At 66.0% G+C, this 13,924-nt stretch carries 15 protein-coding genes and 1 pseudogene; 15 read left to right on the top strand and 1 reads right to left on the bottom strand.

From position 1 onward, the window contains the following. The 14 genes and pseudogenes from EN780_RS14150 to EN780_RS14080 all read left to right on the top strand — a co-directional run. Positions 1 to 310, top strand: a pseudogene (locus EN780_RS14150) (Na+/H+ antiporter); the annotation flags it as partial. A 173-nt stretch (positions 311 to 483) separates the two neighbouring features. Next, on the top strand, positions 484 to 1,797 hold the full coding sequence (gene glyA / locus EN780_RS14145) for a serine hydroxymethyltransferase (RefSeq protein ID WP_128274355.1): 1,314 nt from the start codon (positions 484 to 486) through the stop codon (positions 1,795 to 1,797). 86 nt (positions 1,798 to 1,883) lie between these two features. Then, complete coding sequence (locus EN780_RS14140) at positions 1,884 to 2,507, top strand: hypothetical protein (protein WP_128274353.1); 624 nt, start codon at positions 1,884 to 1,886, stop codon at positions 2,505 to 2,507. Positions 2,508 to 2,528: 21 nt separating this feature from the next. Next, on the top strand, positions 2,529 to 2,858 hold the full coding sequence (locus EN780_RS14135) for a GlpM family protein (RefSeq protein ID WP_127285741.1): 330 nt from the start codon (positions 2,529 to 2,531) through the stop codon (positions 2,856 to 2,858). Positions 2,859 to 2,944: 86 nt separating this feature from the next. After that, positions 2,945 to 3,424 carry a transcriptional regulator NrdR gene (gene nrdR, locus EN780_RS14130; protein ID WP_010915593.1) on the top strand — a complete coding sequence of 160 codons (480 nt, stop codon included), beginning with the start codon at positions 2,945 to 2,947 and terminating at the stop codon, positions 3,422 to 3,424. A 2-nt stretch (positions 3,425 to 3,426) separates the two neighbouring features. Continuing rightward, positions 3,427 to 4,554: a bifunctional diaminohydroxyphosphoribosylaminopyrimidine deaminase/5-amino-6-(5-phosphoribosylamino)uracil reductase RibD gene (gene ribD / locus EN780_RS14125; protein ID WP_128274351.1), complete on the top strand. Its 1,128-nt coding sequence runs from the start codon at positions 3,427 to 3,429 to the stop codon at positions 4,552 to 4,554. A 63-nt stretch (positions 4,555 to 4,617) separates the two neighbouring features. Then, positions 4,618 to 5,235, top strand: coding sequence for a riboflavin synthase (locus EN780_RS14120; protein ID WP_128274349.1), 618 nt, complete (start codon positions 4,618 to 4,620; stop codon positions 5,233 to 5,235). Positions 5,236 to 5,330: 95 nt separating this feature from the next. Further along, positions 5,331 to 5,825, top strand: a complete 495-nt coding sequence (ribH, locus tag EN780_RS14115; protein ID WP_127287176.1) for a 6,7-dimethyl-8-ribityllumazine synthase — start codon at positions 5,331 to 5,333, stop codon at positions 5,823 to 5,825. Then, positions 5,822 to 6,322 carry a transcription antitermination factor NusB gene (nusB, locus tag EN780_RS14110; RefSeq protein WP_127287177.1) on the top strand — a complete coding sequence of 167 codons (501 nt, stop codon included), beginning with the start codon at positions 5,822 to 5,824 and terminating at the stop codon, positions 6,320 to 6,322. Before ribH ends, nusB begins: the two co-directional genes overlap by 4 nt. After that, a complete protein-coding gene (locus EN780_RS14105) occupies positions 6,319 to 7,539 on the top strand; it encodes an MFS transporter (protein WP_128274347.1) in 1,221 nt (406 codons plus the stop codon). Before nusB ends, EN780_RS14105 begins: the two co-directional genes overlap by 4 nt. A gap of 156 nt (positions 7,540 to 7,695) precedes the next feature. Beyond that, complete coding sequence (locus EN780_RS14100; protein WP_127284702.1) at positions 7,696 to 8,607, top strand: ABC transporter substrate-binding protein; 912 nt, start codon at positions 7,696 to 7,698, stop codon at positions 8,605 to 8,607. Positions 8,608 to 8,857: 250 nt separating this feature from the next. Continuing rightward, positions 8,858 to 10,024, top strand: a complete 1,167-nt coding sequence (locus EN780_RS14090) for an ABC transporter permease (RefSeq protein WP_128274345.1) — start codon at positions 8,858 to 8,860, stop codon at positions 10,022 to 10,024. After that, complete coding sequence (locus EN780_RS14085; protein WP_128274343.1) at positions 10,021 to 10,959, top strand: ABC transporter ATP-binding protein; 939 nt, start codon at positions 10,021 to 10,023, stop codon at positions 10,957 to 10,959. Before EN780_RS14090 ends, EN780_RS14085 begins: the two co-directional genes overlap by 4 nt. After that, the gene (locus EN780_RS14080; protein WP_128274341.1) at positions 10,956 to 11,705 is read left to right on the top strand and encodes an ABC transporter permease; all 750 of its coding nucleotides are present in this window, start codon (positions 10,956 to 10,958) and stop codon (positions 11,703 to 11,705) included. The genes EN780_RS14085 and EN780_RS14080 overlap by 4 nt, the downstream gene beginning before the upstream one ends. Before the next feature lie 209 nt (positions 11,706 to 11,914). On the opposite strand, the gene EN780_RS14070 is transcribed toward EN780_RS14080, so the two are convergent. After that, entirely contained in the window at positions 11,915 to 12,118 is a 204-nt protein-coding gene (locus tag EN780_RS14070) for a type II toxin-antitoxin system HicB family antitoxin (RefSeq protein WP_128274339.1), read from the bottom strand. Positions 12,119 to 12,480: 362 nt separating this feature from the next. Here EN780_RS14070 and EN780_RS14065 point away from each other — a divergent pair. Then, positions 12,481 to 13,924, top strand: a 1,444-nt coding sequence (locus tag EN780_RS14065) for a sodium/proton-translocating pyrophosphatase (RefSeq protein ID WP_128274337.1), incomplete at its 3' end; no start/stop codon positions are given.

Here is a 13,924-nt window from a genome sequence, read left to right as displayed (position 1 = left end):
GATCGAGAGCATCGCCAATGAAGGGAGCGAGGGCGAGGCGGCCGAGGCGAGGCTTGCGGTCGCCGACAGCATCGTCGCCGGCTACCGCCGCCGCATAGCCGCCTCCGACGAGGCCGACGAGGCGCGCGCCGAGGCCCGCGAGGCGGGGCGCCTGGAACTGGAACTCAGGCACGCCGGCATCGAGGCCGAGCGGGGCGCCGTGCGCGCCATGTTCCGAAGCCGCGAGATCAACGACCATACGATGCGGGCGCTGCTTGCCGAGATCACGCTCACCGAAGCCCTGCTGAAAAGCCGGCGGGAGCGGAAATAGACCTCGCGCCGCTGGCGTTGACGCAAACCGGCCAGCAAATTTCGCGGCGCAAACGTGGCGAGGCGAAAACAACTGTGTTAATGGCGCGGCAATGCATGTCGCCCAAGAGTGCGCAGCGGTTTTGGGGCAACGATATGCATGAACAAATTGCCCCGAACCGGAGGATTTCAGGCATGGCAACAGCAGCGGCAGCGTCGAACAAATTCGAATCCTTCTTCGAGACCACGCTGGCCGACGCCGATCCGGAGATTTTCGGCGCCATCCGCAACGAGCTCGGCCGCCAGCGCCATGAGATTGAGCTGATCGCTTCCGAAAACATCGTCTCGCGCGCTGTCCTGGAAGCGCAGGGCTCGATCATGACCAACAAATATGCCGAGGGCTATCCAGGCAAGCGCTACTATGGCGGCTGCCAGTTCGTCGACGTGGCCGAGGAACTGGCCATCGAACGCGCGAAAAAGCTGTTCGGCTGCAACTTCGCCAACGTCCAGCCGAATTCCGGCAGCCAGATGAACCAGGCCGTATTCCTGGCGCTGCTGCAGCCCGGCGACACCTTCATGGGCCTCGACCTCAATTCCGGCGGCCATCTCACCCACGGCTCGCCGGTCAACATGAGCGGCAAGTGGTTCAAGGTCGTCTCCTACGGCGTGCGCAAGGACGACCATCTGCTCGACATGGACGCGATCGAGAAGACCGCGCATGAGACCAAGCCGAAGTTGATCCTGGCCGGCGGCACCGCCTATTCCCGCATCTGGGACTGGAAGCGTTTCCGCGAGATCGCCGATGCGGTAGGCGCCTATCTGATGGTCGACATGGCCCACATCGCCGGCCTCGTCGCCGGCGGCGTGCATCCGTCGCCGTTGCCGCACGCCCATGTCGTGACGACGACCACGCACAAGTCGCTGCGCGGCCCGCGTGGCGGCCTGATCCTTTGCAACGACGAAGACATCGCCAAGAAGATGAATTCGGCCGTCTTCCCGGGCCTGCAGGGCGGTCCGCTGATGCACGTCATCGCCGCCAAGGCGGTGGCGCTGGGCGAGGCGCTGAAGCCGAGCTTCAGGCTCTATGCCGAGAGCGTCGCCGCCAACGCCAAGGCGCTGGCATCGAGCCTGAAGGAGACGGGCCTCGACATCGTCTCCGGCGGCACCGATAACCACCTGATGCTGGTCGATCTGCGCCCCAAGAACGCCACCGGCAAGCGCGCCGAGGCGGCACTCGGCCGCGCCAACATCACCTGCAACAAGAACGGCATCCCCTTCGATCCGGAAAAGCCCTTCGTCACCTCGGGTGTGCGCCTCGGCACGCCGGCCGGCACGACGCGCGGCTTCGGCCAGGCCGAGTTCCGCGAGATCGGCAAGCTGATCGCTGAGGTGCTGGACGGCTTGAAGGTGGCGAACTCCGACGAGGGCAACGCGGCCGTCGAGGCGGCGGTGAAGGCCAAGGTCGTGGCGCTCACCGATCGCTTCCCGCTCTATCCCTATCTCGGTTGACCTGAAGCCTCGCGTCATTCTTATTGGCCACGACGGGAAGCGCCGCTCCGGATGGAGCGGCGATCCGGACAGGAGCCTTGTTGACGATGCGATTTCCATGTCTCGGCGCTCTCGCGGCGCTTCTGGCGGCCTCGCCGTTGACCGGCGCCGCCCAGGCGCAGACCACGACGACGGCGCCGAAGGCAGAGACGGCTCCGGCCGCATCGCCTGCGCCTGCATCTCCCCCGCCTGCATCTCCCAAGACCGAGACCTTCGGCAGGTGGTCCACCATCATCGATGAAGTCAACACCGGTGAGGACGTGCGCAGAACCTGCGCCGCCTCGACGGCGTTCCTCGACCAGAACGGCACCGGCGGCACGCTGACGCTTGCCATCTCGAACGGCGACGCATTGCCGCCCGACGGCTATCCGAGCATCGTCATCGCGCTGCGGAACAAGGATCTGCCGGCCGGCGAGAGCATTCCGGCCGTGTTTGGTGACGACAAGGGCAAGGTCAAGGCGACCGTCAGCGCCGATATCGGCGACCAGTGGATGCTGGACAACAAGAAGGACGTCGCGCTTGCCCTGCTGCGGGCCATGCGGCGCGCGGCCGCGATCGATGTCGTCTTCGCCAACAAGCCGGTTGCCAGCATATCGATGGACGGCTTCACCAAGGCCTACCGCAGCCTTGGCGCGTCCTGCGGCTTCCCGACCACCGACGTCGCGCCCTGACAGGCAGCAAGGAGCCGCGCCATGGACATTCTCTGGAAAGGAGTCGTCGGCGGCCTCGTCACGGCGCTGATCGTCTGGGCCTCGAAGCGCGGCAACGTCCTGCCCGGCATCCTGCCGCTGGCGCCGACCTTCGCGGTCATCGCGCTGCTTGCGGTCGGCGCCAAGGGCAACCCGACCGGCTTTCGCGAGGCCTGTCTCGCCGGCTTCAGGACGATCCCCGCCTATCTCGCCTTCCTCGGCGCCTGTTGGCTGTTCATCGAGAGGGTAGACTATCGGCTTGCCGTTCTCGGCGGTATCGCGGTCTGGCTGGCGGCGGCGCTGGCAATCTTCCTCGCGCCTCGCTATCTCTGAGGCACGGAAGGCCGTCCGTGCTTTGCCATCGCGGCAAAAACCTCTAAGCCTTCCGCTCACCAAGAATCGCCAACCGAAGGCTCTCCATGCGCTGTCCCTACTGCCAGTCCGAAGATACGCAGGTGAAGGATTCGCGCCCTGCCGAGGATGGCGCGGCGATCCGCAGGCGGCGCGTATGCCCCGATTGCGGCGGCCGTTTCACCACCTTCGAGCGCGTCCAACTCCGCGACCTCGTCGTGGTCAAGAAATCCGGCCGCAAGGTGCCGTTCGACCGCGACAAGCTCTTGCGCTCGGTCGAGATCGCGGTGCGCAAGCGCAATGTCGATCCCGAGCGCATCGACCGCGCGGTCACCGGCATCGTGCGCCAGCTTGAAAGCTCCGGCGAGACCGAAGTGGCCTCGGGCGAGGTCGGCCGACTGGTCATGGAGGCGCTGAAGTCGCTCGACGACGTCGCCTATGTCCGCTTCGCCTCGGTCTATCGCAATTTCCGCGAGGCCAAGGATTTCCATGAGCTGCTCGGCGAGCTGAAGGGCGACGAAGACAAGAGCGAAGAGGACGCAGGCTGAGCATGGCAGGGCCGCGACCAAGCCCGGCCGGGCAGGAAGCTCTCGATCGCCGTTTCATGGCGGCGGCGCTGCGGCTGTCGCGAAAAAACGCCGGACGCACCTCGACCAACCCGTCCGTCGGCACGATCATCGTCCGCGACGATGGCGCCGGGCCGATGATCGTCGGCACCGGCGTCACCGCGGTCGGTGGCCGGCCGCATGCCGAGACCGAAGCGCTGACCGAGGCGGGCGAACTCGCGCGCGGCGCCACCGCCTATGTGACGCTGGAGCCATGCGCCCACCACGGCCGCACGCCGCCTTGCGCCAACGCGCTGGTCAATGCCGGCATTGCGCGTGTCGTCGGCGCGGCCAGCGACCCCGATCCGCGCGTTTCCGGCCAAGGCTACGCCATCCTGCGTTCCGCGGGCATCGAGGTTGTCGAAAGAGTGCTCGCCGCCGAGGCTTCCGAGCAGATGGCCGGTTACTTGATTCGATCACTCAGGAAACGGCCGGAAATTATTCTCAAACTTGCGCTTTCCAGCGACGGAAAGATCGGCGTCGAGGGCGAGGGGCAGGTCGCGATCACCGGCGATATCGCGCGCCGCGAAGTCTATCTGATGCGCGCCGAAGCCGACGGCATCCTGATCGGCATCGGCACCGCGCTTGAGGACGATCCGGCGCTGACCGTACGGCTGCCCGGCCTGGAGAACCGCTCGCCGGCGCGCATCGTGCTCGACCGCCAGATCCGACTGCCGGACACCTCCAAGCTGGTCTCCGGCGTCGACCGCGTGCCGCTCTACCTCGCCGCCTGCCTCGAGGCCGATCCGCAGCGGCGCGCCACGCTCGAACGCGCGGGCGTGCACTTCATCGGAACGGAAACGTATGGAGGTGAGGTGGCCCTGCCGGAATTGCTCGAGGATCTGGCCGCGCTCGGCATGGCGAGCGTCCTGGTCGAAGGCGGCGCCAGGGTGGCCAAGGCTTTCCTCGACGAAGGTCTGGTCGATCGCATCGTGCTGTTCGGCGGGCCGGACGCGATCGGCGAAGAGGGCATTGCATCGCCCATCGACGCCGACCATATCCCGGCAGGGTTCCGCAAGTTGCGCGAGATGCGCTTCGGCGAGGACAGCTACGCCGAGTGGGTGAGACCATGACCCAAAAAGTGGGGACCGGTTTTCGGACCAGATGATGGTCAAACTGAAAGACAGAGACATCTGATGTTCACCGGAATTGTTACCGATGTCGGCACCGTCGCTGCCGTGACGCCGCTCAGGGAAGGGATCGGACTGCGCATCGACACCGCCTATGACCCGGAAGGCATCGCCATCGGCGCCTCGATCTCCTGCGCCGGCGTCTGCCTGACGGTGACGGCGTTGCCGGAAGGCGGCTCCAACGCCCGCTGGTTCGAGGTCGAGGCCTGGGAAGAGGCGCTCAGGCTGACCACAGCGATGGGCTGGAAGTCCGGCACCAGGATCAATCTGGAACGGGCGCTGAAGATCGGCGACGAGCTCGGCGGCCACATCGTGTCCGGTCATGTCGACGGCACGGCCCAGATTGTTGAGCGCAAGGACGAGGGCGACGCCGTGCGCTTCACGCTCGAAGCGCCGCGCGAGCTCGCGAAATTCATCGCGCCGAAAGGCTCGGTCGCGCTCGACGGCACCTCGCTCACCGTCAACAAGGTCGAGGGCACCCGCTTCGACGTGCTGCTGATCCACCATTCGCTGACTGTCACCACCTGGGGCGAACGCCAGGTCGGCGACCGCGTGAACCTCGAGATCGACACCATGGCTCGCTACGCGGCGCGCCTGGCGGAGGCGGCGAAAGAAGGGCTTTGAGCCACCCCGGCAAATTAGACCGGGCCTGAGCATCGGACAAAGCTTGCGAATGCTGCCGCTTCGGCCTAAGTCACCGGCGACCCCCGGAGACATCTATGGCTGGCATATCCCAACACGGCAAAGCGTTCATCCGTCCGAAGGACAAGGCGCACCTTCTCATCGTCGAGGCGCGCTTCCATGACGACCTTGCCGACGCGCTGCTCGAAGGCGCAACGAGTGCGCTGGACGAGGCAGGCGCGACCTATGACGTGGTCACCGTTCCGGGCTCGCTGGAAATCCCGGCAGTGATCACCTTCGCGCTCGATGGCGCCGCCGAAGGCGGCACCGCCTATGACGGTTTCGTCGCGCTGGGCACCATCGTGCGCGGCGACACCTATCATTTCGACATTGTCGCCAATGAATCGAGCCGCGCGCTGATGGACCTCTCCGTGCAGGAAGCGGTCTGCATCGGCAATGGCATCCTGACCACCGAGAACGACGCCCAGGCCTGGACGCGCGCCAGACGCTCGGAAGGCGACAAGGGCGGCTTTGCCGCGCGCGCGGCGCTGACCATGATCGCCCTCAAACAGCAGCTGGGAGCGCGATCGTGAGCGAGCCCGCGTCGCCCGGCCAGCCCACGGCCCGCCACGCCAACAAGCGCGGCGCCGCCCGGCTCGCGGCCGTGCAGGCGCTCTACCAGATGGACGTTGCCGGCAGCGGCGTTATCGAGATCACGGCCGAGTACGAAGCGTTCCGGCTCGGCAAGGAAGTCGACGGCGCGCTCTATCGCGAGGCCGATGCGCAATGGTTCCGCGCCATCCTCACCGGTGTCGTCGAGAACCAGAAGACCATCGATCCGGTCATCCGCCAGGCGCTGACCGACGACTGGCCGCTGTCGCGGCTGGATTCGACGCTGCGCGCCATCCTGCGCGCCGGCGTCTACGAGCTGATGAAGCGCGACGACGTTCCGGTGGCGGTGATCGTCTCGGAATATGTCGACATCGCCAAGGCTTTCTACGAGGAAGACGAACCGAAGCTTACCAACGCCGTGCTCGACCGGGTGTCGCGCCGGGTGCGCGGCGAAGGCCGCGGCAAGGACGCTTCGTGACGGCCGCGGCCGTCGTTGCCGGAGCCGGCAGGGAAGCGCGCCGCACGGCGCTGCTGCTTGCCGCCGCGCAGGCGATCATCGGCTCGGCCGCACCCATCGCCATCTCGCTTGGCGCGCTTGCGGGACAATACCTGCTTGGGCCCGACAAATCGCTGGCGACGGCGCCGGTCACCGGCTTCAACATCGGCGTGGCGCTGGGCGCGCTGCCGGCCGCCGCCATCATCCGCCAGCTCGGCCAGCGCGGCGGCTTCATGACCGGCACCGTCGTCACCGCGCTCGGCGGGCTTGTCGCGACGCTGGCGCTGTTCAACCCGAGTTTCTGGCTGTTCGCCTTCGGCCTGCTGGTGATCGGGGTGGGCGGCGCTTTCGTCCAGCAGTTCCGCTTCGCTGCCGCCGACAACGCGCCGCCGGAATTCAAGGCGCGCGCCATCTCCTTCGTGCTGGCGGGCGGCATCGTCACCGCCATTCTCGGGCCGCAGATCGTCATCTTCACCCGCGAATCCTTTGCACCGGTGATGTTCGCCGGCTCGTTCGCCTCCATCCTGGTGCTGTCGGCCGTCGGCGCCGTCATCCTGTCGTTTCTGCGCATCGCGCCCAAGGCGGTCGGCGGCGCCGCGGTCGAGGACAGCGACGCCAGGCCGCTATCCGAGATCGTCACCCAGCCGCGTTTCGTCGCGGCGCTGTTCTGCGTCGTCGGCAGCTATGCGCTGATGAGCTTCGTCATGACCGGTGCGCCGCTCGCCATGGTCGGCTGCGGCCTGTCGACGGATGATGCCACGCTTGGCATTTCCTGGCATGTGATGGCGATGTTCGGGCCAAGTTTCTTCACCGGCTCGCTGATCCACCGCTTCGGCGCCGAGCGCATCGTCGCCGCCGGCCTCGTGCTCCTGATCGGCTGCGCCGCGGTCGCTTTGTCAGGCCTGGCGCTGTGGCAGTTCTGGACGGCGCTGATCCTGCTCGGCCTCGGCTGGAATTTCGGCTTCATCGGCGCCACCTCGATGGTCGCCGCCAGCTACCGCCCGTCGGAAAAGAGCAAGGTGCAGGGCTTCCATGATTTCGTCCTGTTCGGCTCCGTCGCCTTCGCCTCGCTGATGTCCGGCGCGGTCTACAACGCCTGGGGCTGGGCGATGCTCAACTGGCTGGTGTTCCCGGTCTGCGCGCTCTGCTTCGTCGCGCTCGGAGCGTTGAAGGTGACGAGCTTGCGCGCAGCCAACTGACATCACCCTGTCCTGGACCGGCGCTGCCACGTTGGGCCAGCCCGTATAAAATTATTGCGTGTATCCCCCTTGTTATGAAACCGTGTGCCCCGACGGGGCGTTGAAGCCATGCTCATATGCGGCAACCGAATCCGGTTCACAGCAAGGGATTTCACCATGTTTTCAATCAAGCTTCTGGCTGGCGCCGCGCTTGCGCTCGGCATCACCGCTGCCTCGGCAAACGCGCAGGTCGTCGTGTCGTCGAAGATCGACACCGAGGGTGGCGTGCTCGGCAACATCATCCAGCTCGTGCTGAACGCCAACAACATCAAGACCACCGACCGCATCCAGCTCGGCGGCACGCCGGTGGTGCGCAAGGCGATCACCGCCGGCGAGATCGACATCTATCCCGAGTATACCGGCAATGCCGCTTTCTTCTTCGAGAAGGCCGACGATCCGGTCTGGAAGGATGCCGCCAAGGCCTATGAGGCGGCCAAGAAGCTAGACTATGACGCCAACAAGATCGTCTGGCTGTCGCCATCGCCGGCCAACAACACCTGGGCGATCGCGCTGCGCAAGGAGGTCGCCGACGAGAACAAGCTGGCGACACTCACCGACTTCGGCAAGTACGTGGCTGGCGGCGGCAAGGTCGTGCTCGCGGCCTCGGCCGAATTCGTCAATTCGGCGGCCGCCTTGCCGGCCTTCCAGACCACCTACGGCTTTGCGCTGAAGCCCGACCAGTTGATCACGCTTTCCGGCGGCGACACCGCGGCGACCATCGCGGCTGCCGCGAACCAGACCAACGGCGCCAATGCGGCCATGGTCTACGGCACCGACGGCGGCATCGCGCCTTCCGGCCTCGTCGTCCTCGACGACGACAAGGGCGTCCAGCCGGTCTACCAGCCGGCGCCAATCATCCGCGAGGCGGTGCTGAAGGAGCATCCCGAGATCGAGACGCTGCTGAAGCCGGTGTTCGCCAAGCTCGACCTCGTCACGCTGCAGGAACTCAACGGCCGCGTGCAGGTCGGCGGCGAGCCGGTCAAGGGCGTCGCCGAGGACTTTTTGAAGAAGAACGGGTTTTTGAAGTAGTCGCGATCGCGTCGAAGAAGCGTACGCCGGTGCGAGGCGCCCCCCTCTGTCCTGCCGGACATCTCCCCCACAAGGGGGGAGATTGGCAGCTTCATCGCCGTCGCTCTTCTTGCCACGCTGGGGATTGGCGAAAGCCCGCGCGACATCTGATCTCCCCCCAAGTGGCGGAGATGTCCGGTAGGACAGAGGGGGGCGCGAAGGAACGAGGCCTTCCTATTTCTGCCTCTCCGAATTGCTGCGCGAGCAGCCGATGACCCTCCGTTTCGACAAGCTCGGCGTGGTCATCGCCGCGATCGCGGCCTATGCGGCGTTGCTTGCCCCCTTCGCCACCTTCCGTGCCAACCGCATCGTGCCAGGCCAGGCGCGCTCCATTCTGGAAGCGCTGCCGTCTGCCACCGGGCCGCTGCTGCTGGCGATCGTCATCGCCGGCGCGCTGATCGCGCTGCTGAAGACGCCGCTGCTGCTCCGGCTTGCCGCCGGCGTCGTGGCGCTTGCAGCGCTTGCCATCCTCATCGGCACGGCCGGCAGCTTCCTCACCCCGGCAGGCAACACCTTTGCCCGCGTCTCGCCGGCCTCCGGCTTCTGGCTGCTGATCTTCGCCTTCACGCTGCTGCTCGCGGATGTGCTGACCAGGCTCGATCTGTCGCCCTGGGCGCGCGTCGGTGTGCTCGTCGCCGCCGCGCTGGCGATCGGCCTGCTTCTGGTGTCGGGGCAATGGGATAGCCTGTCGATCCTGAAGGAATACGCCAACCGCGCCGACAGTTTCTGGGCCGAAGGCGCCAAGCACATCACGCTGGCACTGGGCTCGCTGGCGGCGGCGGTGGTGGTCGGCCTGCCGCTCGGCATCCTGTGCCACCGCGTCGAGAGGCTGCGGGCCGGCGTGCTCAACGTGCTCAACATCATCCAGACCATTCCCTCGATCGCGCTGTTCGGGCTGCTGATCGCGCCGCTCGGCTGGGTGGCGACCCATGTGCCCGGCGCCGGCGCTTTGGGCATCCGCGGCATCGGCACCGCGCCAGCCTTCGTCGCGCTGTTCCTCTATTCGCTGCTGCCGGTGGTGGCCAACACCGTGGTCGGGCTCGCCGGCGTGCCGCGCGGCGCCAACGACGCCGCCCGCGGCATGGGCATGACCGACCGCCAGCGGCTGTTCGACGTCGAATTCCCACTCGCCTTCCCGGTGATCCTGACCGGCATCCGCATCGTTCTGGTGCAGAACATCGGCCTTGCCACCATCGCCGCGCTGATCGGCGGCGGCGGCTTTGGCGTGTTCGTCTTCCAGGGCGTCGGCCAGACCGCGATGGATCTGGTGCTGCTCGGCGCGGTGCCGACCGTGGCGCTGGCCTTCGCCGCCGCCATCATCCTCGATGCCATCATCGAAATGACCTCCATCAGACGACATGAGGCAAGCCCGGCATGATCGAGATCGAAGGCATCACCAAGCGCTATGGCGAAACCACAGTGGTCGACGATGTGTCGATGGCGATCGAGCCGCGCACTGTTTGCGTCATCGTCGGCACGTCCGGCTCCGGCAAGACGACATTGCTCAGGATGATCAACCGGCTGGTCGAGCCGACCGCGGGCGTCATCAAGCTCGACGGCGCCGACAACCGCTCGCTGCCGGGTTACGAGCTGCGCCGCAGCATCGGCTACGCCATCCAGGGCCATGGCCTGTTTCCGCATCGCACGGTGGCGCAAAACATCGCCACGGTGCCGCTGCTGCTCGGCTGGGACAGGGACCGCATCAAGCGCCGTGTCGACGAGTTGATGACGCTCTACCAGCTCGATCCGCAGGCCTATGGGCCGCGTTACCCGCACGAGCTCTCCGGCGGCCAGCAGCAGCGCGTCGGCGTTGCCCGCGCGCTAGCCGCCGAGCCGAACGTGCTTTTGATGGACGAGCCGTTCGGCGCGCTTGACCCGATCATCCGCAACAAGGCGCAGGAGGACCTGCTGGCGATCCAGAGGCGCTTCGGCACCACCATCATCCTCGTCACCCACGACATGGAGGAAGCCGTGCATCTGGGCGACAAGATCGCCGTCATGGATGCCGGCAAGCTGGTGCAGTACGCAAAACCCGCCGAGATCCTGGCGAAGCCGGCCAGCGCCTTCGTCGAGACCCTTGTCGGCGCCAGCGAGAAACCGTTCCGGCTGCTGTCGCTTGGCCGCGTCGGCGATGCCGTCGAGAAGGGGACCGCCGAGGGCGAAGCGATCCCGGCCGAGGCCAGCCAGCGCGACGCGCTGGCCGAGCTGCTTTGGTCGGGTCGCCCGGCGCTGCCGGTGAAGGATGGCGACGGCAAGCCGCTTGGCCGGGTCACCGTCGATGGGCTGGTCAGGCGCGCCGCGAGGCCTGCATGAAAGCCTGGCTGCCATCGCTGCTCCGGCTTCTCCTGGTGGTGCTGCTTGTCGCCTTCGTCACCAACCCAGGCTTGTTCGAGCCGCTGCTCAAGCCGCTGACCGAGAACGGCGCGCCGGCGATCTACAACCAGGGCAGCTTGCTGACGCTGACGCTGCTGCATCTGAGGACCGTGCTGATCGCCACGGTCGCCGCAACCATCGTTGCGGTCGCGCTTGCCATTCTGGTCACCAGGCCGGCCGGCGCGGAGTTCCTGCCGCTGTCGCGCAGCCTGGTCAACATCGGCCAGACCTTTCCGCCTGTCGCCGTGCTGGCACTTGCCGTGCCGGCCGTCGGCTTCGGCGAGAAGCCGACGCTGATTGCGCTCTTCCTCTATGGCCTGCTGCCGATCTTCGAGAACGCGCTGACGGCTCTCACCACCCTGCCGGGCAATGTCATGGAAGCGGCGCGCGGCGCCGGCATGACCGCCTGGCAGAGGCTGGTCAAGGTCGAGCTGCCGCTCAGCGCGCCGGTCATCCTCGGCGGCATCCGGCTTTCGGTGGTCATCAGCCTCGCCACCGCCACCATTGGCTCGACGGTTGCGGCCAAGACGCTTGGCGAGGTGATCATCGCCGGCCTGCTGTCGAACAATCTCGCCTTCGTGCTGCAGGGCGGCCTGATCGTCGCTGCACTTGCCGTGCTGATCTATGACGGCCTGTCGGCCATCGAGCGCTACACGGCGCGCCGGATGGGGCAGGGGGCGGTTTAGGGGAAGGTTAGATTTCGTCTTCGTCGACGCCTGCCATTTTCAGCAGATGACGTAGGAGGCCGGTCTTGAGGGGCTTGTTGCCATGGATGGGAATAGAAGTCGAACGATGCTGCCCTCTTTCCCATAGATATGATGGCTTCCAGCTATGCGCAAAAGCTGCCAACCACCGCGCTCGACTGCGCGTGCTAATTCCTTGCCGGAAATGGACTTCAAACCGCGACTTCCACGATCCTGCCGGGCTCGGAGGTCAACGATGACGGAAGATCGACCGAAGGGCAGCCTTCGATAGCTTCGCGAAGATTCGCTAGGAGCTCGTCCAAGGTCTCTCCTTGCGTCGCACAGCCGGGAATGGCCGGAACTTCGGCCCAGTAGCCACCTTCTTCGGCTTCGTGAACGATAGCTTTGAATTTCATCGATCAACCTGTCTTGCCTATAAAGATATGCTCGCAATGAGAGTTTGCAAAGCAGGCTACGAGCCGATCACTCGGCGAGCAGCGTGGTAGCGCGCCAGTTCGAGTCTCACGCCCGATCCGCACCGCGACTGATGACCTAACGTCATTTCAATCGATCTAAAAGCACGACGGTACTGGCACGAGCGGAGCCGCGTTCGCCTTTTGGGCGAAAGCCGGGCAAAAACCGAACAATATCTTGACGTTCCGAGCCCTGTTTCGCATACAGCCCAGCCAAGGGGTGGATTCCGCCTGGCGGCGTGCATCCCCGTTCCAACGGCCCAGGGAGGGGTTCTTTTGGGCCATCAATCGAGGAAAATTCGGCAATGACCATCATTTACGCCGTCATCGCCTGCGGCCTGCTTTCAGTCCTTTACGCTATTTGGGCGACCCGTTCGGTCCTTGCGTCCGATCAGGGCAATCAGCGCATGCAGGAAATCTCCGCAGCCATCCGCGAGGGCGCCCAGGCCTACCTGGCGCGCCAATACACCACCATCGCCGTCGTCGGCATCGTCGTGCTCCTGCTTGCCTGGTGGCTGCTGTCGATCACCTCGGCCATCGGCTTCCTGATCGGCGCCGTGCTCTCGGGCGCCGCCGGCTTCATCGGCATGCACGTTTCCGTGCGCGCCAATGTGCGCACCGCGCAGGCCGCTTCCAACAGCCTGGCCGCCGGCCTCGACATCGCCTTCAAGTCGGGCGCCATCACCGGCATGCTGGTGGCGGGTCTGGCACTGCTCGGCGTCTCGATCTACTACTTTATCCTGACCGGTCCGATGGGCCTCCAGCCGAATGACCGCATCGTCATCGACGCGCTGGTCTCGCTCGGTTTCGGCGCCTCGCTGATCTCGATCTTCGCCCGTCTCGGCGGCGGCATCTTCACCAAGGGCGCCGACGTCGGCGGCGATCTCGTCGGCAAGGTCGAAGCCGGCATTCCCGAGGACGATCCGCGCAACCCCGCAACCATCGCCGACAATGTCGGCGACAATGTCGGCGACTGCGCCGGCATGGCGGCCGACCTGTTCGAGACCTACGCCGTCACCGTCGTCGCCACCATGGTTCTCGCTGCTATCTTCTTCGGCGGCACTGCCATTTTGGCCGACACCATGCTCTATCCGCTGGCCATCTGCGGCGCCTGCATCCTGACCTCGATCGTCGGCACCTTCTTCGTCAAGCTCGGCTCCAACGGTTCGATCATGGGCGCGCTTTACAAGGGCCTGATCGTCACCGGCCTGCTGTCGATCGTCGGCCTTGGCGCCGCCACGTCGCTCACCATCGGCTGGGGTGATATCGGCACCGTCGCCGGCATCGCCATCACCGGCAAGAACCTGTTCATCTGCGGCCTGATCGGCTTGGCTGTGACCGGCTTGATCGTGGTGATCACCGAGTACTACACCGGCACCAACAAGCGCCCGGTCAACTCCATCGCCCAGGCGTCGGTGACCGGCCACGGCACCAACGTCATCCAGGGCCTTGCTGTCTCTCTGGAATCGACGGCGCTGCCGGCGATCGTCATCGTCGGCGGCATCATTGCGACCTACCAACTCGGCGGCCTGTTCGGCACCGCGATCGCCGTCACCACCATGCTCGGCCTTGCCGGCATGATCGTCGCGCTCGACGCCTTCGGCCCGGTCACCGACAATGCCGGCGGCATCGCCGAAATGGCCGGCCTGCCCAAGGAAGTGCGCCACTCGACCGACGCGCTCGACGCGGTCGGCAACACCACCAAAGCGGTGACCAAGGGCTATGCCATCGGTTCGGCCGGTCTCGGCG

Origin of the sequence: Mesorhizobium sp. M4B.F.Ca.ET.089.01.1.1, assembly GCF_004022605.1 — a bacterium.
GTDB lineage: Bacteria > Pseudomonadota > Alphaproteobacteria > Rhizobiales > Rhizobiaceae > Mesorhizobium > Mesorhizobium abyssinicae.
The sequence above is the reverse complement of the archived record's forward strand: the minus strand, read 5'-3'. Positions and strand labels throughout refer to the sequence as shown.

Excerpts from the sequence above, each read along its gene's own strand:
- glyA (WP_128274355.1), top strand. The coding sequence starts at position 484 with ATGGCAACAGCAGCGGCAGCGTCGAACAAATTCGAATCCTTCTTCGAG.
- EN780_RS14140 (WP_128274353.1), top strand. The coding sequence starts at position 1,884 with ATGCGATTTCCATGTCTCGGCGCTCTCGCGGCGCTTCTGGCGGCCTCG.
- EN780_RS14135 (WP_127285741.1), top strand. The coding sequence starts at position 2,529 with ATGGACATTCTCTGGAAAGGAGTCGTCGGCGGCCTCGTCACGGCGCTG.
- nrdR (WP_010915593.1), top strand. The coding sequence starts at position 2,945 with ATGCGCTGTCCCTACTGCCAGTCCGAAGATACGCAGGTGAAGGATTCG.
- ribD (WP_128274351.1), top strand. The coding sequence starts at position 3,427 with ATGGCAGGGCCGCGACCAAGCCCGGCCGGGCAGGAAGCTCTCGATCGC.
- EN780_RS14120 (WP_128274349.1), top strand. The coding sequence starts at position 4,618 with ATGTTCACCGGAATTGTTACCGATGTCGGCACCGTCGCTGCCGTGACG.
- ribH (WP_127287176.1), top strand. The coding sequence starts at position 5,331 with ATGGCTGGCATATCCCAACACGGCAAAGCGTTCATCCGTCCGAAGGAC.
- EN780_RS14100 (WP_127284702.1), top strand. The coding sequence starts at position 7,696 with ATGTTTTCAATCAAGCTTCTGGCTGGCGCCGCGCTTGCGCTCGGCATC.
- EN780_RS14090 (WP_128274345.1), top strand. The coding sequence starts at position 8,858 with ATGACCCTCCGTTTCGACAAGCTCGGCGTGGTCATCGCCGCGATCGCG.
- EN780_RS14085 (WP_128274343.1), top strand. The coding sequence starts at position 10,021 with ATGATCGAGATCGAAGGCATCACCAAGCGCTATGGCGAAACCACAGTG.
- EN780_RS14080 (WP_128274341.1), top strand. The coding sequence starts at position 10,956 with ATGAAAGCCTGGCTGCCATCGCTGCTCCGGCTTCTCCTGGTGGTGCTG.
- EN780_RS14070 (WP_128274339.1), bottom strand. The coding sequence starts at position 12,118 with ATGAAATTCAAAGCTATCGTTCACGAAGCCGAAGAAGGTGGCTACTGG.